Here is an 18,270-nt window from a genome sequence, read left to right on the forward strand (position 1 = left end):
AGGCGTTGATGCAGGCTTTGTTATTTTTAGAGGAAGGTTTTTAGAGGAAGCGAATACTAGAAACTTACTACTCGCTCAATCTTTAGTGGTTTGGCGCTTTGTAGAAGTGGCTCTCTACCAATCGCTGAGTAATCGCATGCTCTGGGTTGGTCAGCACTTGGTTTGTTTCGCCGAACTCCACCACTTCGCCTTCATGCATCACCATTACTTTGTCGGTAATGTGTTTCACGATGCCAATATGCTGAGACACGTAAACAAACGACAAGCCCATCTCTTCTTGCAACTCTAAGAATAAGTTGATGATCTGAGAGCGCATCGCCATGTCTAGACCGTTTAGTGCCTCATCAGCAACGATGATGGAAGGTTGCAGGATAAGAGCACGAGCAAGACACACACGCTGCTTCTGACCTGCTGCAAGCATTTGCGGATAGAAATAAGCATGCTCTGGCAGCAAACCTACGCGCAACAGAGTATCTTTTACACGCTTCATACGTGCATCCGGCGGCATGTTGGTGTTTCGTTTTAACGGACCTTCCAAAATGCGGCCAATCTGAATGCGCGGGTTCAAAGAGGTGTTTGGATCTTGGAAAATCATGCGAATTAGCTTACAACGCGTCGAGTAATCTTCGTGTTCAAGGCGCTCACCGTTTACACGAATCTCACCGGAACTTGGCTCAACCACACCCGCTAACATACGTGCTAGCGTAGACTTTCCTGAGCCGTTTTGGCCAATAAAGCCAATGGTTTGACCCGGCTCTAGGGTAAAACTAACCGGTTTAACCGCTTCTTTGACTGTGCGTTTAAACAGACCTGAGCGCGTGACAAACTGTTTCGATAGGTTATCGACTTCAAGCAACGCACTCATGAATGTTTCTCCGTGTTCAATGGGAAGTGACAGCTAAATTTATGAGTCTTGATACGTCTCGTATGGGGTATCTCGACACATTGTCTTTGTGCATAAGGGCAACGAGGCCCTAAGCGACAGCCGATTGGCAAGTGCTGCAAAGGGGGTATTGACCCCGGTAGTGATTGCAGTTTCTGCTTATGAGGAATCCAATCATTAAAGTCGGGCATTGCTTTGAGCAGTGCCGCAGTATATGGATGCTTCGGAGCCTCAACCAACTTCTCGGTGTCAGCGGATTCAACTGATTGGCCGCAATACATTACCGTAATACGATTCGCCCATTGAGTAATGGTGGTCAAGTCATGGCCAATCAACACAATCGTGGTGTTGTTGAGCTGATTCATTCGGCTCAACAAACGCAGGATTTGTGACTGCGTGATTGGGTCAAGGTCGTTGGTTGGTTCGTCGGCAATCAAGATTTTTGGCTTGGTTGCAATGGCCATCGCGATCATGACTTTCTGACATTCACCGTCGGTTAGCTCGTAAGGGTAGCTGCCCATCAAGCGTTTGTGATCTTTGATGCCCACTTTGTGGAGTAGGGCAATCGCCTGTTTTTTACGCCATTTGAATCGTTCCCACCATTTTCCTTCGAAAGAGCGAGAAGGGATCGATTCGATCAATTGACGTCCTACTTCTTCAGAAGGATCTAAACAGGTCGAAGGCTCTTGGAAGATCATCGCGATATCGCGAGCTATCACTCGTCGGCGCTCTTTCGGTGTCAATTGAAGCAAGTCAATGTTACCAAGGCGCATTCGGTCCGCGGTGACTTTCCAGTTGTCCTTACAAACGCCAACAATTGCTTTGGCAACCAGACTCTTACCTGAACCTGATTCGCCCACTAGACCACGGATTTCCCCTTCATTTAGGGTAATGCTCATGCGGTCGACGGCTTTCACCAAACCTGATGGCGTTTCAATTTCAATGGTTAAATGTCGAATATCTAGTAACGGCATTATTCGATCCCCGCATTGAGAGCTTGGCGTACACCTTCACCCACTAAGTTTAGAACAACCACGGTAAACATAATGGTGAGACCTGGTAGTGTTACTGTCCATGGCGCAATGTAAATCAGCTCAACGGAGTCGCCAAGGATTGCGCCCCATTCAGTACTTGGTGCTTGAGCACCCAAACCAAGGAAGCCTAGTGCTGTGATATCTAAAATTGCTACAGATAGTGCCAGTGTGATTTCTGCCGCGATGACAGTGAGTACGTTTGGCAGAATCGAGTTCCACAGTAAGTAGAAGTCATTGGCACCATCTAGGCGAGCCGCCATGATGTAGTCTTTTTCTACTTCCGTATGGACCGCGATGTACACCGAGCGAATAAAGCGTGGAATCAAAGCCAAGCAGATAGCCAGAAGGATGTTGAACTCACCAAAGCCAAGGAAAGCCACGAAGATGATCGCCAGTAGTAGCGATGGGATCGACATTACGGTATCGAGTAAGTGGTTCAAAGTACTCGATAACAGACCTTTAGTCATACCTGCCAAAACACCAATAAAACAGCCAATCAAACCAGCAATGACTGTTATGGCGACGGCTGCACCGAATGTCAGCTGAGAACCCATAATCAGACGCGAAAGGATGTCACGACCCAAGTCGTCTGTGCCAAGAAAGTAGTCCACGGCGCCTGCTGGTGCCCATGATGGAGGCACAAGTAGTTCGCCCGATTGAGCTTGTGGATCATAAGGCGTAAGGAATGGCGCAAATATGGTGATCAGGATGATGAAAATCAGACACCACAAGCCAAACATTGCCAAGCTGTTGGCACGGTAGCTACGCCAGAATCGTTCGAACTGAGTTGGAATGCGTTCTTCCTGATAAACGTTATTTGTTAGCATACCATTCCTTTCTCACCAGAGGGTTAATCATGGCACCAATCAAATCCGAAAGGATGTTGGCAGTTAAAACAAGGGTTGCTAGCACCATTACGCCTGCCTGAATGGAAGCGTAATCTTGATTTGAAAGTGCATCCAACAACCAACGACCAATACCCGGCCAGTTGAAGATAGATTCAGTAATGATCGCTAGCGTGATCATGCTAGAAAGCTGAACACCAACTTTTGGAACAATAGGCGGAATGGCGTTACGTAGCACGTGTTGTGTCACGATCTCGCGGTTGGATAAACCTTTGATTCGTGCAGCACGGATATAGTTTTGACTCATCACTTCTGCCACTGATGCGCGCATTAAGCCGATAACTTGGGTAGTCGGAGCAAGCGCTAATACCAAACATGGCAAGATCATGTGTTCGATAACACTTTGCAGCGCGTGTGCTCGGTATTCACCTTTTGCCATGAATGCATCAATGATGGCGAAACCCGTTACGTGGTCAATCTCATACAGTAAGTCATAGCGGCCAGAAACGGGGAACACGTGATACTGCAACGAGAACATCATGATCAACATCAGCGCAACCCAGAAGATAGGCGCCGAGTAGCCAGACATAGAGATAAATGAGATGCTGGTATCTAACCATTTACCCTGTTTCATGCCTGCAATCGTGCCCAGTGGAATACCGATAAGCAATGAAACGGCAAAGGCAAAGAAACACAACTCGAGTGTTGCAGGAAAGACAATAGCTAACTCATCGTAAATTGGGTTTCCGTTTTTACTGATACCAAAATTGAGCTGTGATAGCTCAACAAGATAGCTTTGCCAGCCTGCCCAAAATTCAACGTTTGCCCAATGAGAACTCGGATCCAAGCGCAATAGCGAAAAGCCCACTAACGTGAGAATCATCAAAGTGATGACAAATAGATTAAGACGTCTTACGGCGTACCAAAACATTAATGGACTCTCTCAACTCTATCAAAAGGTTGTGCATTGAAAGGGCTTGATTTAAAGCCTTTCAGTGATTTGTCGTGGACACGGAATTGAACGCCGTGAGCCAATGGTATAACTGGGAACTCTTCATTGAGAATATTCTGCGCCTGGCGATATAGATTCAAGCGGTAACGTTGCTGTTGAGTTTCTAGTGCAAGATCCAACAAGAAGTCGAAATCATCGTTACACCACATCGAAACGTTCAAACCAACGCGTTCTGATCCACAAGACAGCAGAGGGCGGAAAAAGTTATCCGGATCGCCTGTATCCCCAATCCATCCGGTGAGCAGCAAGTCTACATCATTGATGTTTTCCAGTTGGGTACGTTCAAAGCGGTCATCAGTCAGCAGTCGTAACTCGACACCAATGTCTGCGAAGTTTGCTTGAATCAGCTCTGCGGTTTTACGCGGGCTTGGGTTGAAGGCGCGTGGTTCCAATGGTACCCACATCGTCAATTGCAGACCTTTCTCGTACCCCGCCTCTCGAAGAAGGGCTAAAGCATAATTACGGTCATAACGTATTTTCACGCTGTCTTTTTGGTAAGCCCAAGAGTTAGGTGGAAGCACTGTATAAGCTTGAGTGCCAGTGCCGTAATAAACTGAATCAAGAATGTTCTGGCGGTTGATCGCTAGGTTCAATGCTTGGCGAACACGAGCATCGCGCAGAGCTGGGTGTTCGGTGTTAATCGCAATAAATGAGACATTATTAGCGGGCGTTGCGGTTAACTCTAGCTCCTCCGTTTCTTGAATGATTGGAATTTGACTCGAAATTGGTGATGCAAGCACATCACACTCGTTTCTCAGCAGTTTAGCGAGCGTGCCAGTACCGCGGTGAGATATGTCGAATACCACCTGTTCCATCTTGGCTGGCGACTTCCAATATTTAGGATGGCGCTCAAGACGAATCAAGTCGTTCACTTGGTACTCTTTGAGTTGATATGGACCAGTACCGATAGGTAACATATCGATCTGTTCTTTATCATCTTTTGCTGCGAGTTGCTGGCCATATTCGGCAGAAAGTAGCACGGCATGACTGGTCGCAATATTGGCTAAAAAGGCAAAATTAGGTTGAGCGAGCACAAACTTCACTGTGTCGTTATCCACAGCGAAAACATCTTTCACCAAGTTTTGGAAATCCAAACCTGCAAACCATGGATAAAAACCACCGCCGACGTCGTGAAACGGATGGTCTACATCAATGATTCGCTTGAAGCTGAATACCACATCTTGTGCATTAAAAGATCGGGTAGGTGTAAACCATGCTGTCTTTTGAAATTGAACACCATGTTTAAGATTAAACGTGTATTCGGTGCCTTCTTCATTAACGGACCAATTTTCTGCAAGATTTGCAACGGGGTGATGGGTTTTGGGATCAAGTGTGAGCAGCGTATCGTATAGCTGAGGGCTAAGTGCTTCGGCAGTGATGCCGCTGTCAATGAGCTGAGGGTTAAACGTGGTTGGCTTACCTTGCCCGCAAAACACAAAGCCATTCTCTCGAATATCATTGTGATCGATTTCATCACCACATGCGGTGAGTAAGCTAATACCAATCAGGCTCAGCGATAGTCTTATAAAAGCTTTCATAATATGAAATGGTCATTGGGCTTTGCTTGCTCCGTTAGCTTTTTGCTTCAAGGATAACAAGCGAAAATGATCTCGCTAATTTATCACTTTTGCCAACTCGCTCCAAACATAAAATCGTTGAGTCGCGGGGTGTTAGATCAAATTACCGTATCATTGTCTGGTTGTTGACCTTATTTGCCTCTCAAATTACTCACTAATTTGTGTAAAACACTCGTGTTTACTAAAACCACTTGTTTTCCTCTAGTATAGTGAGCCATTACTCGAGTGAGAGGGCGTGTGGTAATTATCCTTGACCGACTAAGCCATATTTTCTGACCATACCCCTAAGCTGGTGGTAGCTTAACCCCAATAATTCCGCGGCTTGGCGTTGGTTAAACTTTGCTTCTTCTAGTGCTCGGTTTAGCAATTCAATATCTTGATCTTCTTGCCACTGCTTGTAGTCCAGAGGGAATTGGGTTGCGAAGTGCGGAGTGGACACTGTTGTCTCGGTTTCTTCCTGGGCGGCAGTGTGACCGAGCGAGTTATCCCAACCCGTTTGAAATGGGTTGAAGATAAGGTGTTCGATAGGATCTGAGTTGAGGCCGTGACGATAGATAGCTCGCTCAATCACATTCTTTAATTCACGAACGTTGCCCGGCCATTCGTAATCGAGCAGTGACTGTTGTGCCTCTTCCGTAAAGCCAACAAAGTATTCCAACTGCAATTCACGACACATCTTGATCGCGTAATGCTCGGCAAGGGAAAGGATGTCTTCTTTTCGCTCTCTTAGTGGCGGAAGCATGATGACATCAAAGGCCAAACGGTCGAGCAAATCCGCACGGAAATCGCCTTGTTCTGCCAGTTTTGGTAAATCAGCATTGGTTGCACAGACCAAGCGAACGTCTGCAGTTAATGCAGTGTGTCCACCAACGCGCTCGTATTCGCCATATTCAATCACACGTAGGAGTTTTTCTTGAACGAGGAGTGGTGCGGTCGCCAATTCATCAAGGAACAGGGTGCCACCTTCGGCGCGTTCAAAGCGGCCTTTATGTTTACCTTTCGACCCTGTAAATGATCCCGATTCATGACCAAACAGCTCGGAATCAATCAAACCCTCGCTTAATGTTGCACAGTTTAGAGAAAGCAGTGGCTTATCCCAACGCTTTGATAAATAGTGTAAACGTTGCGCGATGAGCTCTTTACCTGTCCCTCGTTCTCCAATAATAAGAACGGGACGCTCAATCGGCGCAAGTTGTGATACTTTATCTAATACGGCGAGAAAGGCGGGCGATTCACCAATGAGGTTCTGCTTCATAAAATCCTTCTTATTTTCTGTCTGGCCAAGATTTACAGTATTGAAGTTGGTGAAATTTACCAACAGTTGGTGAAAACCATCATAGCATAACGGTATGCAACAACAAAAATATGCATAAGGTATTGTTTAATAAAGAAATAAAAGTTGGCGCGCCACTTGCTAAATGTAAGGGGAGGCACAAGGTGAATCACCACCTTGTCGAGTTTTAATAGGAAAAAAGAGGAGTTCCGTTATGGGTATTTTTTCTCGTTTTGCAGATATCGTTAACTCAAACATCAGTGCATTGCTAGACAAGGCGGAAGATCCTGAAAAAATGATCCGTCTTATCATCCAAGAAATGGAAGACACACTTGTAGAAGTACGTACTAACTCGGCGAAAGCGATTGCAGACAAAAAAGAGTTGGCTCGCAAAGTCGAAGCACTAGAGGAGCAAATCACTGAGTGGGGCCAAAAAGCAAGTCTAGCACTAGTAAAAGAGCGTGAAGATTTGGCGCGTGCTGCTCTGATTGAAAAGCAAAAGCTAGAGCAAGTAATTAAAGGTCTTCACACTGAACAAACACTTGTAGAAGAAACGATCGAGAAGCTAACAGGTGAAATTGGCAAGTTAGAAGCAAAAATTACTGAAACTCGTGCGAAGCAACAAGCGCTAGCAATTCGTAACCAAACGGCATCTAACCGTCGTGATGTACAAAAGCAGCTACATGCAGGTCGCACAAACGAAGCGATGGCAAAGTTTGAGCAATACTCTCGTAAGATTGACGAGATGGAAGCAGAAGCAGACCTATACGCGAAAACAGGCAACGCAAAGTCACTAGACCAAGAGTTTGCCGAGCTACAAGCACAAGACGAAATTGAAAAAGAGTTGGCAAAACTGAAAGAACAGATGTCATCGGACGATAAATAAGAAAGGAGCCATTTATGTCGACATTTATTATTACTGGACCATTGATTGTCTTTTTAATCTTTGTCGCTCCACTATGGCTCTTCTTACACTATCGCAGCAAACGCAAAGCAGATAGTGCACTGTCGAGCCAAGATCTTGAGCGCCTTCAGGTACTGTCTGAAAAAGCGGAAGCGATGCAGTCTCGAGTTGAAACATTGGAGCGTATCCTAGACTCAGAATCTCCAACGTGGAGACGTAAGTATGATTAAACGAGAACTGTATCGTGACCCAGTAAATGGCAAAATCTCTGGCGTGTGTGCCGGAGTCGCAAACTACTTTGGCGCGGAAGTTTGGTTGATTCGTATCGTTGTGATTTCCGCTGCTTTGCTGGGCGGTACTTTCCTAGTCTTGTTGGCCTATGTTGCGATGACCTTCATGCTAGAAAAGCAACCGGTGACCTACACTGAAAACATTAAATCTCGTCAAGAGCACACGCTAAAAAGTAAGCCTTGGCAGAAAGGACAAAGCCCAGATCAGCTGTTAAGCGTATTAGAAAGCGACTTTAATCGTCTTGATGGCAAAATTCGTAATATGGAAGCGTATGTCACTTCTGATGCTTATCGCGTAAACAGAGAGTTTAATAATCTTTAGTGGTTGGTTACTGATTAGTTGATAAAGCAGGTTTCGGCCTGCTTTATTTTTGTCTCAAATTGCTATTTTTAAAGAAATTTTTTGCTCTGATGCTCTAGAAGAATGCCCAAAATTCATCTACTTTAAAGGAATGGATCTTAAATGGATGAATTAACATGAGAAAAGCGCTCATTCCAATCGCTGTCATGACGGTTCTCTCAGGATGTGGAAAAGAGCTACCACCTGTCCCTGAACCCGAATCTCGGCCCGCCAAACTCTTCACGGTCTCTGTCGGCAATGCTCAGTTTGAAAGACATTTTCCTGCCACCACAGAAGCCGGCGATAGAGCAGTACTCGCATTCCGAGTACCAGGTTTACTTCAATCAATAGAAGTGAATGCCGGACAAATGGTTAAAAAAGGCGATGTACTTGCAGTACTTAACCCAGACGAGTACTCACTCCTAGAAAAACAAGCTCGCGCGAATTACACTTTAGCCGATGTTCAATACGAACGTTCGAAAAAGCTACGTGAAGAGCAAGTGGTGTCCGAGCAAGATTTCGACGCAGCAAAAGCCAATCATAACTCGGCAAAAGCACAATGGAATCAGGCTAAAGCGAACCTGGGATACACTAAACTTGTTGCCCCTTATGACGGCACAATTTCTTATCTTCCTGCTGAAAATCATGAATACGTGGCGGCCAAAGAGGGCGTTATGAACATTCAAACCAATCAAGTGATGAAAGTGCAGTTCCAGCTACCAGACCACTTGCTAAGTAAATTTACTCAAGGAGCCAATGCGCACGCGACGATGACGTTTGATGCGTTTCCTGAGCAGTCGTTTGAGCTGACTTTCCAAGAAATTGATACTGAAGCGGACCCAAAAACCGGTAGTTATAAAGTCACTATGGTAATGGTACGCCCTGAAGGGGTAGGTATCTTGCCTGGTATGTCTGGGAACGTACATTTAGTGTCTGAAAATGCGGGCGCAACAAGAATTCCGAGTTCAGCGATTTTCACTGAAGATGGTAAGACGTGCGTTTGGCGAGTCACTGACCAAGGTATTGTCGAAAAAGCGTCTATCACTTTAAATGAGAAACAACAAATTCAGGCGGGCTTGGATGATGGTGACCAAATCATTGTATCTGGCGTGAATGTCATTGAGCCGGGTATTAAGGTTCGTGAGTGGGTGAAGGAGCGAGGATTGTAATATGAAAGGAGTCTTAGCTTTAACCACTCTATGTTCGGCGATGTTACTTGCTGGCTGTGGTGATAAAGGGCTGGAAAGAGAATTAGAAACCCCTCGTGTTCGCGTTGCTTCTTTGGAAGGAAAAAAGGTTGATGACAACTTGTATTTCCCAGCTGTAGCTAACGCTGCTGACCGCTCTCATCTGAGTTTCCGTGTAGCGGGAGAGGTAAGCCGCGTATTAGTCAAAGAGGGCGACAAGGTCATTGAAGGTGACGTGATTGCCACGCTAGACCCAACCGATTACCTACTTGATGTCGATAACGCATCGGCACGTTTTTCGGTCGTGGACAGCCAATATCGCCGTTCTTCGCCTCTAGTGAAAAAAGGCTTACTGGCAAAATCTCAATTTGATGAAATTGCAGCGAAACGCCAAATTGCTCTCGCAGAGCTGGAGCTTGCAAAATTACGCTTGTCATTTACGGAGCTGAAAGCGCCGGTTGACGGGATCATCTCTCGCGTAAGCGTCGACCAGTTTGAGAATATTCAAGTTGGTCAATACATCGTTAACATTCACAGTGTGGACCGCGTTGAGGTCTTGATTCAGCTCCCAGATCGTTTGCATGTGAACCAGTCCCCTAAAGAAGAGCTTTTATCGGGTATCAATGCAGTGGTTCGCGTGCAGAGTGGTAATGAATATGAAGCGCGTATTACAGAGTTTACAACACAGCCTGACCCAAACACAGGCACGTTTACCGCGACGCTGTCGCTGCCAATGCCTGAAGATGAATACATCTTTGACGGTATGGCGGTTGATGTAACATCAAAAGATAAGAAAACAGGCCTCGACCTCAATATCAGCATCAGCGTACCAATTGAGGCTATCTTCAATGCTGATGGTGATGATCTCAGTCGTGAAAACAAGTTTGTTTGGGTCTTGAATGACGATAATACGGTGACTCGTAAGCAAGTCCGCGCTGGCAAAGCTTCGCAGACCTCGGTACAGATTCTCGATGGCCTAGAGCTTGATGACAAAGTGGTTGTCGCTGGTGTTTCCCGACTAAGAGATGGTATGAAAGTGGAAGTGGTTAAGCAGGAGGCAACTCAATGAGTGAACAAAACAATGTTGCGCCTCAAAAAGATGATGAAAACGTAACGGGCATCGCGGCGTATTTCATTCGTAACCGTGTAATCAGTTGGATGATATCGCTAATCTTCTTAATTGGTGGTTTCTCTGCGTTCTTTGGTTTAGGTCGCTTAGAGGATCCAGCCTTTACGATCAAAGATGCAATGGTAGTGACTTCTTATCCTGGTGCAACCCCACAACAGGTTGAGGAGGAGGTGACTTATCCACTGGAGAAAGCCATCCAGCAGCTCACTTATGTGGATGAAGTTAACTCGATTTCTAGCCGTGGTTTATCACAAATCACCGTGACCATGAAAAATAACTACGGTCCAGATGACTTACCGCAAATATGGGATGAGTTACGCCGTAAGGTCAACGATCTAAAAGGCTCATTGCCACCAGGCGTGAACGAACCGTCGGTTGTTGATGACTTTGGTGATGTATATGGAATCTTGCTTGCGGTCACTGGTGATGGCTACAGCTATAAAGAACTGCTCGACTATGTCGACTATTTGAGGCGTGAGCTTGAACTGGTTGATGGGGTGAGCAAGGTCTCGGTCTCAGGTCAACAACAAGAGCAAGTCTTCATTGAAATTTCGATGAAAAAACTAAGTAGTCTTGGTCTTTCTCCAAATACGGTCTTTAACTTACTGTCGACCCAAAACGTCGTATCTGACGCCGGTGCGATAAGAATTGGTGACGAGTACATCCGCATTCAACCAACTGGTGAGTTCCAAAGCGTTGATGAGCTTGGCGATCTATTGTTGACTGAGTCGGGTGCACAAGGACTCATCTTTTTGAAAGACGTTGCCGAAATTAAACGTGGCTACGTTGATGTCCCAACCAACATCATCAACTATAACGGCCAATTGGCGCTGAACTTGGGTGTTTCCTTTGCTCAGGGGGTGAACGTTGTTGAAGTGGGCAAAGCATTTGACCGTCGTGTTGCAGAGCTGAAGTACCAACAACCCGTTGGGGTTGAGATTTCAGAGATCTACAATCAACCTAAAGAAGTGGACAAGTCGGTCAGTGGTTTCGTTATCAGCCTGGCGCAAGCGGTTGGTATCGTAATCGTTGTTTTACTCTTCTTTATGGGTTTGCGCTCTGGTTTGCTGATTGGTTTAATCTTGTTGTTGACCGTATTAGGTACCTTCATTTTCATGAAGTACTTAGCTATTGACTTGCAGCGAATTTCACTTGGTGCCTTGGTCATTGCTCTAGGTATGCTGGTTGATAACGCCATCGTGGTCGTGGAAGGGATACTGATAGGTACCCAAAAAAGGCGAACGAGACTGCAAGCTGCAACAGACATCGTCACGCAAACCAAGTGGCCACTATTGGGCGCGACGGTTATCGCGGTAACTGCATTTGCACCGATCGGTTTGTCTGAAGACTCGACGGGTGAGTACTGTGGTACCTTGTTTACGGTACTGCTTATCTCGCTAATGCTGAGTTGGTTCACTGCAATCTCGCTAACGCCATTCTTTGCGGATATCTTCTTCAAAGGCCAGAAAATTAAGAGTGGCGAGGGCGAAGACAATGACCCATACAATGGCATTGTGTTTGTCATGTACAAGAAGTTCTTGAGCTTCTGTATGCGCCGCGCATGGTTCACTGTTGTTGTGTTGGTTGCGGGACTGGCGGCAAGTGTCTACGGGTTTACCTACGTTAAACAAGCCTTCTTCCCATCTTCAACCACGCCTATTTTCCAATTGGATGTGTGGCTGCCTGAAGGGACAGATATTCGAGCGACGAATGACACGCTGAAAGAGCTGGAAGGTTGGCTTGCTGAGCAAGATCACGTTGATCACATTACCACAACGGCTGGTAAAGGCTTGCAGCGTTTCATGCTGACTTATGCGCCAGAGAAAAGCTACGCGGCTTACGGTGAGATCACCACGCGTGTTGAGAACTATGAAGCCTTAGCGCCATTAATGGATCGCTTTAGAGAGCACATCAAAACCAACTACCCAGAAATTAACTACAAGTTAAAGCAAATTGAATTGGGCCCTGGTGGCGGTGCGAAGATCGAAGCGCGTATCATTGGTTCTGATCCTACTGTACTTCGTACTATCGCAGCGCAAGTGATGGACGTAATGTACGCCGATCCTGGTGCGACTAACATCCGTCATGACTGGCGTGAACGTACACAAGTGCTAGAGCCTCAATTTAACGAGAGCCAAGCTCGTCGTTACGGCATCACTAAGTCTGACGTTGATGATTTCCTATCTATGTCGTTCTCGGGCATGACGATCGGTCTGTACCGTGATGGCACTACACTAATGCCAATCGTTGCTCGACTACCTGAAGATGAGCGTATCGACATTCGTAACATCGAAGGCATGAAGATTTGGAGCCCTGCGCAGAGTGAATTTATTCCTCTACAACAAGTGACCATGGGCTACGACATGCGTTGGGAAGACCCAATTATTGTTCGTAAGAACCGTAAGCGCATGCTAACGGTGATGGCGGATCCGGATATCTTAGGTGAAGAAACGGCAGCAACACTGCAAAAACGTCTGCAGCCAGCGATTGAAGCCATCGAAATGCCACCGGGTTACTCGCTAGAGTGGGGTGGAGAATATGAATCATCAGGCAAAGCGAAGGCATCATTGTTTTCGACGATGCCGATGGGCTACCTGTTCATGTTCTTGATTACTATCTTCTTGTTTAACTCAATCAAAGAGCCACTGATTGTTTGGTTAACGGTGCCTCTGGCATTGATTGGTGTAACAACCGGTCTACTCGCCCTGAATACGCCCTTTGGCTTTATGGCATTACTGGGCTTCTTGAGCTTATCAGGTATGGTGCTGAAAAATGGTATCGTACTGCTTGATCAGATTGAGATTGAAATGAAGTCGGGTAAAGAAGCGTACGACGCAGTTGTGGATGCCGCGGTCAGTCGTGTTCGTCCTGTATGTATGGCAGCAATCACGACGATTCTAGGTATGATTCCACTACTACCGGATATCTTCTTTAAACCGATGGCCGTAACCATCATGTTTGGTTTGGGTTTTGCGACCGTACTGACACTAATTGTCGTTCCAGTGTTGTATCGTCTATTCCACAGGGTGGCAGTACCAAAATAACGGCTGAGTTTAAGTAACGTTCTAAAGCGCCTCTGGCTAACGTCAGGGGCGTTTTTATAAGGATTGAATATGGAACAAAATACGTGTGCATGGGCGATGAACCATCCACTTGAGCGTGAATATCATGATGCAGAGTGGGGTGTACCCGTTTATGACGATAAAGTGTTGTTTGAGTTCATCACGTTAGAAGGCGCGCAAGCCGGTTTAAGTTGGATTACGATTTTGAAAAAGCGAGAAGGCTATCGCCAAGCATTCGAAAACTATGACTTAGATAAGCTCATTCAACGTGATGAAGTACGTACTGAGTTCATCGTAGAAAACTTCGACGTGGTTAAGCACCGTGGCAAAATTAACTCGGTATTTAGCAACGCTAAAGCGGCAAAGCAATTAATCGAAGAATACGGCAGCCTATCTAATGCTCTATGGCAGTTTGTTGATGGCAAACCTATAGTGAATCATTGGACAGACATGAGCCAAGTGCCAGTCTCCACGGAACAGTCCAAAGCAATGAGTAAGTTCCTTAAAAAGAAAGGCTTTAAATTTGTGGGTGAGACGATCTGCTATGCCTTCATGCAAGCAGTCGGTATGGTCGATGACCATATGGTAAGTTGCCCGAAAAAAACAACTGTTCGGTTTTGCTTATTGAATAGCGAATGTTGAAGGAGACTGGCATTAGCGAAAGTGTATTGTCTAGAGAGACTTAGCACCAAGTAAAGCCAGTTACCTGTTAAACATTAATGGGGCTGTATCCAAAGCTTGGAAAAGTTACACCAACCAATGCTATTGATTTCAACTCCTGCCACTCTGGAAGGAATCGTTAAGGTTAAATCTTCCGTCGCTAAAATCGATAAAATGTTTTGCTCTGCTAGTTCATGAAGCAAAGTATTGAGCAAGGCTTTTCTTTCCTCAGAACAAGAAGCGTATCGAGCTAGGTTGAGTACTTCTTCCAAACGTCTGTGCTGGCGCCAAGTCATACATTGTTGCCAATAAGGGTAGAGTTTGAAAAAAGCGAACAAGCTGGTGCTTTGATCCCCCTCCAATCGAATCCCACCTAAGGTTATATCTTGATTCGAGATAGCGCGCCCATACTCAACTTGATGTGATTTATTTTGACCAGAAGATGAAGGCAGCGCTGCTTGAAGCTTCGCAGAAAACTGTCGGCTTTCATTATTGTCTTCGTAACTAAAACTGATCGGGAATGGCAAAGCTAAACTGCATTTGTTATCACGACTCATTAGGGTAGAAAAGCCTTGTTTGATTGAGTCAGTTTGCAGCTCTTTATGATTAATAAGCACATAGAAGTGACCGATGTTTTGCGTGCTGACTTGGTAATTCTCCTCTCCTGATTCAAGAAAAAAGAAGTTTTCTGCGTATTTCTTATCCTGCTTCCACTCTTCATGGATCCAAATTTCAATGTGTTTTGTTAATGCAGTTTGTCCACAGTAGTATTCATTTCGGTTGAGTCTCAAAACCTTATCTGAATTGATATCGACAGAAAATGGGCCAGAACCAATGGGTTGGAACGCCAACTTTTCACTGTGAACAAAACGATTAGGAAGAATGGACGTTTCGGCCCGACTCAATAACGAAGGAAGTAATGGATCGGGTTCATTGAGATTGATTTCAACGCAGTAAGGTGTCACTGCAGAGATGGCATCAATGTGGTCATACAAACCACGCCAATAATGGGAGTTCACTAGTGCATTTAAGCTAGTTACCACGTCTTCAGCGGTCACATTCGTCTTGTCATGAAACATCGCACTACTGCTTAAATGAAAGCGCCAGCAAGTGTGGGAGTGCGAACTAGACCAATGGTGTGCGAGATTGGGGTGAATGGCGCTTCCATCGTGGCTTACTAAGGTCTGAAATACCTCGTGGATTAAGTGGCGTTCAGTACGTCCCATCGCAAAGTGGGGATGAAGCCAATCCAGTTTACGATGAAAGGGGGCATAGATGGTGTTTTCGCTGTTGTGGGCGGTATGAGCCAAGTATCGTTTTAAGTTGGAGGCGACACTTCGGTCATGGAAACCAACAAGCTGGTGGGCGAGATCATATCGCTCTTGGCCAATTGCGTGGTCAACGGCCTGATAGCAAGCGGTGACCGGTTCTTGTAAGCAAACTAATTCACCTTTCTGACCGCGTCCTTTCATAGGAGTCCATGTCAGCCATTGATACTCGCCCATTTGTTTCAATAGCGTGCGAGCGTGACGATCACTGCAATGGAAAGCATCCGCAATCTCGCCAATGTGAATATGGGTTTTTCCGGGACCTACTTTCTTGAATAGATCCTCATACAATTCCAGCTTACGTTTATTCATTGTTTTTATCGTTGTTCTTTTTGAGCTTCCGGATGCGCACTGCCATTGTCTGACACGAGGGAGAGAGCCTCTTCGCTAAATTGGGTTGTATCAAAGACCTCGTCTAAACGTTGGATTCTCTCGGCAGGCGTTAAATAGAACATCTTAGCCAAGAGCCCACGCTTCATCTCGTAATTATGGCTGGTTTGAATAAAGTTTACGATATAACGGAATGCGCTCATTGTTTAGTACCTATTTGTTTTGGGAACAAATAGGTTAAGTGACGAGACAAAAATAAAACCGGAACAGATTTTTAGTCTGTTCCGGTTTTATCGGATGAGGCACTCAAATTGTCTGTATGCGAAGGGAGTAGAGCGAGTGACTCTCACTAATAAATCGCACCTGACTCCTTGTTTTATCTTTGCTCGCTATCATGAATTCTTTCTAATGCTTCGATGCGACGCCACTGTTTTTCTTCAAAACTCTGTTCTCTTAGTCCGGCAATTTCTAATTTCTTTTCTTCCTTGCCGAGAAAATCGTTGTTCAAGATCTCCGCTCGCTTCTTCAAATAGTCATTGAGTGAGGTATTGAAAGCCGCTCGTTTGTCATCTAGCGCTTGGAGGCGCTGAGCACCTTCTTCACCGACTAAATCTACACGAGTCAAATACTTCTCTTGTGCGTCCATTCCTGAGGCTTGATTAAGCTGCAAGACCAGTGCGTTATTACGCTCACTTTGTTGAATGTACTCAGGTTGTGCAGCGAGGGTTTCTTCTAGCATTTGCTGATGAGTATTCGCATCTAACTTGGCTGCTTGAATAGCAAGCTTATCAATTGCTAGTTGGCGTAGCCTGTTTTCTTCATCGAACAGTTGGGCAATTTGCTCGTCAGTAAAAAACGTTCTTTGCATCGCTAGGATCGCATCATCGAGCCGCTTTAATTCTTGTAATGATAATGACCCCCCTTCAAAAGGTTCCAGCTTAGAGAGTGCTTCTTTGTAAGCGAGATAAGTGTCGAACAACTCAGAACTGATGCCGAGGGCGTTTTTCTGCAACTCACCAGCATTCACAGTCGCTTTTATCGCTTCAAGGTCTTGCTCTCCCAAACTGCTTAAAGAGTACTCGAAGAAGTCTTTCTGAGAGGATAGGTCAACAGTGGTGTCTTGTTGTGATTTCGCCTTTATGAGGTGCGATGATTGAGGTTGGTACAGGTAAGCCGCTCCTACACTAACCAGTGATACAACGGACAATGTGATAAGAGCGACTTTTTTCATGATGGCTTCCTTATTATAAACCCTGTAGTTTCAGGCGATTAGCATGCTGGCGATATAACGTCACTGGATCAGTCTCGAAGAGGTGGTGGATACCAAGCAGTCCGTTGATTTCATCCAGATGATTCATCTTGTAATCATCACGAATAACTTTGCCGAGGTGAGTGCTACATGCATCGACAAGACCGTCGTTGGGCCCATCAAATGCCAAGCCTAAAACCACCATTGCACCGTCAGTTGGGTCAAATAGGTTGGTAAAGTTCGAAGAGCCTGTCCATGAATAGTAATACACGCCATTCGATGCCAATAAGTCGCCGTCTCCACATGCACTGGTTGGAATACCTTCAGGATAATATTGGTTGAACTCAAGTGAGCCCTCAGTGGTGAGTGCGGCTAAAGAAGCAAGCGGATCTTGGTCAAGATCGGAACCACCAGACAGTAGGTTTATCAAGGTTACGAGCCCTTCTGCCAACTTTACTGCTACGCCTTCACTGATGGAGCCTTCTGGAACGGTGTTTCTTACGATGTCCGCCACTTTTGAGCCTTTGTTTACACCACCAATGCTAGTAACGGATGCCACTAAATCGGGACGTATTGAAGCAACGTAGCGTATTGTCGGGCCGCCATGGCTATGCCCAATCAAGTTCACTTTTTCTGCACCTGTTGCGGCAAGTAGTGTTTCAACTTGAGCAAGAAGCTGCTCTCCACGTGCCTCGCTGCTGTTGGTCGCAGATACTTGCGCGACATAAACCGTTGCACCATCTTTGGTCAGAGAGTGTGGGATGCCATAAAAGTAATCAACTCCGGCGAGGGTATCGAATCCAAACAGTCCATGAACGAGGACAATGGGGTATTTGGTTTCTGTGTAACCACTGGCGTTGGCAGATGCAAAGGGTAAGGTGCTTAAAACGAAAAGCATTGTTGTTATGAATTTGAGTTTCAAAACTATCTCCTTGTGGTATGACCTCTTGTCAATTTTATAAATTAGAGGATAAATTTTGAGGATGAGAAATTCATTCGTAGCACATTTTCTTGTTCTGTGATTACTCAAAAGAAAATCAACAGATTCAATGAACATTAAACTGGTGAATATTAGAATGTTATTTAATTCTAATTAAGACAATGGTTTAGTGAGTGATGGTAGAGGGAAGAAAAATAGCCTCGAAGTGCGCTGTCTCTTATACACAA

17 protein-coding genes are annotated in these 18,270 nt (G+C 45.5%); 7 read left to right on the forward strand and 10 right to left on the reverse strand.

Features of this window, described 5'->3' with window-relative positions:
- Positions 1-82: 82 nt before the first annotated feature.
- The 6 genes from KIV40_RS07800 to pspF all read right to left on the reverse strand — a co-directional run bounded on the left by KIV40_RS07800 (position 83) and on the right by pspF (position 6,606).
- A complete protein-coding gene (locus KIV40_RS07800; protein WP_005425767.1) occupies positions 83-865 on the reverse strand; it encodes an ATP-binding cassette domain-containing protein in 783 nt (260 codons plus the stop codon).
- Positions 862-1,857 (reverse strand): oligopeptide/dipeptide ABC transporter ATP-binding protein, encoded by a 996-nt coding sequence (locus tag KIV40_RS07805; RefSeq protein ID WP_005425745.1) that lies wholly within the window; start codon positions 1,855-1,857, stop codon positions 862-864. Before KIV40_RS07805 ends, KIV40_RS07800 begins: the two co-directional genes overlap by 4 nt.
- The gene (locus tag KIV40_RS07810; RefSeq protein ID WP_005425771.1) at positions 1,857-2,744 is read right to left on the reverse strand and encodes an ABC transporter permease subunit; all 888 of its coding nucleotides are present in this window, start codon (positions 2,742-2,744) and stop codon (positions 1,857-1,859) included. The genes KIV40_RS07805 and KIV40_RS07810 overlap by 1 nt, the downstream gene beginning before the upstream one ends.
- Positions 2,731-3,693: an ABC transporter permease subunit gene (locus KIV40_RS07815; RefSeq protein WP_285348586.1), complete on the reverse strand. Its 963-nt coding sequence runs from the start codon at positions 3,691-3,693 to the stop codon at positions 2,731-2,733. Before KIV40_RS07815 ends, KIV40_RS07810 begins: the two co-directional genes overlap by 14 nt.
- A complete protein-coding gene (gene sapA / locus KIV40_RS07820) occupies positions 3,693-5,312 on the reverse strand; it encodes an ABC transporter substrate-binding protein SapA (protein ID WP_285348587.1) in 1,620 nt (539 codons plus the stop codon). The genes KIV40_RS07815 and sapA overlap by 1 nt, the downstream gene beginning before the upstream one ends.
- A 283-nt stretch (positions 5,313-5,595) precedes the next feature.
- Complete coding sequence (gene pspF, locus KIV40_RS07825) at positions 5,596-6,606, reverse strand: phage shock protein operon transcriptional activator (RefSeq protein WP_285348588.1); 1,011 nt, start codon at positions 6,604-6,606, stop codon at positions 5,596-5,598.
- 232 nt (positions 6,607-6,838) lie between these two features.
- Here pspF and pspA point away from each other — a divergent pair, with 232 nt between their 5' ends.
- The 7 genes from pspA (at position 6,839) to KIV40_RS07860 (ending at position 14,178) form a co-directional block, all read left to right on the forward strand.
- Positions 6,839-7,510 carry a phage shock protein PspA gene (pspA, locus tag KIV40_RS07830; protein ID WP_285348590.1) on the forward strand — a complete coding sequence of 224 codons (672 nt, stop codon included), beginning with the start codon at positions 6,839-6,841 and terminating at the stop codon, positions 7,508-7,510.
- A 14-nt stretch (positions 7,511-7,524) separates the two neighbouring features.
- Positions 7,525-7,758, forward strand: coding sequence for an envelope stress response membrane protein PspB (gene pspB / locus KIV40_RS07835; protein WP_105065096.1), 234 nt, complete (start codon positions 7,525-7,527; stop codon positions 7,756-7,758).
- Complete coding sequence (gene pspC, locus KIV40_RS07840; RefSeq protein WP_285348592.1) at positions 7,751-8,140, forward strand: envelope stress response membrane protein PspC; 390 nt, start codon at positions 7,751-7,753, stop codon at positions 8,138-8,140. The genes pspB and pspC overlap by 8 nt, the downstream gene beginning before the upstream one ends.
- Before the next feature lie 155 nt (positions 8,141-8,295).
- Complete coding sequence (locus KIV40_RS07845) at positions 8,296-9,327, forward strand: efflux RND transporter periplasmic adaptor subunit (RefSeq protein WP_285348593.1); 1,032 nt, start codon at positions 8,296-8,298, stop codon at positions 9,325-9,327.
- Between the two features lies 1 nt (position 9,328).
- Positions 9,329-10,414, forward strand: coding sequence for an efflux RND transporter periplasmic adaptor subunit (locus KIV40_RS07850; protein ID WP_285348594.1), 1,086 nt, complete (start codon positions 9,329-9,331; stop codon positions 10,412-10,414).
- Complete coding sequence (gene vmeI, locus KIV40_RS07855) at positions 10,411-13,518, forward strand: efflux RND transporter permease subunit VmeI (protein ID WP_285348596.1); 3,108 nt, start codon at positions 10,411-10,413, stop codon at positions 13,516-13,518. The genes KIV40_RS07850 and vmeI overlap by 4 nt, the downstream gene beginning before the upstream one ends.
- A 69-nt stretch (positions 13,519-13,587) precedes the next feature.
- Positions 13,588-14,178 (forward strand): DNA-3-methyladenine glycosylase I, encoded by a 591-nt coding sequence (locus tag KIV40_RS07860; RefSeq protein ID WP_285348598.1) that lies wholly within the window; start codon positions 13,588-13,590, stop codon positions 14,176-14,178.
- 74 nt (positions 14,179-14,252) lie between these two features.
- Here KIV40_RS07860 and KIV40_RS07865 read toward each other — a convergent pair whose 3' ends face one another.
- From KIV40_RS07865 to KIV40_RS07880, 4 genes are all read right to left on the reverse strand, one after another.
- On the reverse strand, positions 14,253-15,836 hold the full coding sequence (locus KIV40_RS07865) for an SgrR family transcriptional regulator (RefSeq protein ID WP_285348600.1): 1,584 nt from the start codon (positions 15,834-15,836) through the stop codon (positions 14,253-14,255).
- Positions 15,837-15,841: 5 nt separating this feature from the next.
- Entirely contained in the window at positions 15,842-16,057 is a 216-nt protein-coding gene (locus KIV40_RS07870) for a hypothetical protein (protein WP_005425706.1), read from the reverse strand.
- A gap of 173 nt (positions 16,058-16,230) precedes the next feature.
- The gene (locus KIV40_RS07875; RefSeq protein WP_077261633.1) at positions 16,231-17,085 is read right to left on the reverse strand and encodes a lipase secretion chaperone; all 855 of its coding nucleotides are present in this window, start codon (positions 17,083-17,085) and stop codon (positions 16,231-16,233) included.
- Between the two features lie 13 nt (positions 17,086-17,098).
- Entirely contained in the window at positions 17,099-18,001 is a 903-nt protein-coding gene (locus KIV40_RS07880) for a triacylglycerol lipase (protein ID WP_285348604.1), read from the reverse strand.
- Positions 18,002-18,270: the final 269 nt, after the last annotated feature.

Source organism: Vibrio sp. D173a, from assembly GCF_030248475.1.

What these genes read in the sequence shown, in the direction of transcription:
- KIV40_RS07865 (WP_285348600.1), bottom strand. Translation starts at nt 15,836, where the DNA reads ATGAATAAACGTAAGCTGGAATTGTATGAGGATCTATTCAAGAAAGTA.
- pspC (WP_285348592.1), top strand. Translation starts at nt 7,751, where the DNA reads ATGATTAAACGAGAACTGTATCGTGACCCAGTAAATGGCAAAATCTCT.
- pspF (WP_285348588.1), bottom strand. Translation starts at nt 6,606, where the DNA reads ATGAAGCAGAACCTCATTGGTGAATCGCCCGCCTTTCTCGCCGTATTA.
- pspB (WP_105065096.1), top strand. Translation starts at nt 7,525, where the DNA reads ATGTCGACATTTATTATTACTGGACCATTGATTGTCTTTTTAATCTTT.
- KIV40_RS07845 (WP_285348593.1), top strand. Translation starts at nt 8,296, where the DNA reads ATGAGAAAAGCGCTCATTCCAATCGCTGTCATGACGGTTCTCTCAGGA.
- KIV40_RS07810 (WP_005425771.1), bottom strand. Translation starts at nt 2,744, where the DNA reads ATGCTAACAAATAACGTTTATCAGGAAGAACGCATTCCAACTCAGTTC.
- KIV40_RS07870 (WP_005425706.1), bottom strand. Translation starts at nt 16,057, where the DNA reads ATGAGCGCATTCCGTTATATCGTAAACTTTATTCAAACCAGCCATAAT.
- KIV40_RS07850 (WP_285348594.1), top strand. Translation starts at nt 9,329, where the DNA reads ATGAAAGGAGTCTTAGCTTTAACCACTCTATGTTCGGCGATGTTACTT.
- KIV40_RS07805 (WP_005425745.1), bottom strand. Translation starts at nt 1,857, where the DNA reads ATGCCGTTACTAGATATTCGACATTTAACCATTGAAATTGAAACGCCA.
- KIV40_RS07860 (WP_285348598.1), top strand. Translation starts at nt 13,588, where the DNA reads ATGGAACAAAATACGTGTGCATGGGCGATGAACCATCCACTTGAGCGT.
- sapA (WP_285348587.1), bottom strand. Translation starts at nt 5,312, where the DNA reads ATGAAAGCTTTTATAAGACTATCGCTGAGCCTGATTGGTATTAGCTTA.
- KIV40_RS07880 (WP_285348604.1), bottom strand. Translation starts at nt 18,001, where the DNA reads ATGCTTTTCGTTTTAAGCACCTTACCCTTTGCATCTGCCAACGCCAGT.
- KIV40_RS07875 (WP_077261633.1), bottom strand. Translation starts at nt 17,085, where the DNA reads ATGAAAAAAGTCGCTCTTATCACATTGTCCGTTGTATCACTGGTTAGT.
- KIV40_RS07800 (WP_005425767.1), bottom strand. Translation starts at nt 865, where the DNA reads ATGAGTGCGTTGCTTGAAGTCGATAACCTATCGAAACAGTTTGTCACG.
- KIV40_RS07815 (WP_285348586.1), bottom strand. Translation starts at nt 3,693, where the DNA reads ATGTTTTGGTACGCCGTAAGACGTCTTAATCTATTTGTCATCACTTTG.
- vmeI (WP_285348596.1), top strand. Translation starts at nt 10,411, where the DNA reads ATGAGTGAACAAAACAATGTTGCGCCTCAAAAAGATGATGAAAACGTA.
- pspA (WP_285348590.1), top strand. Translation starts at nt 6,839, where the DNA reads ATGGGTATTTTTTCTCGTTTTGCAGATATCGTTAACTCAAACATCAGT.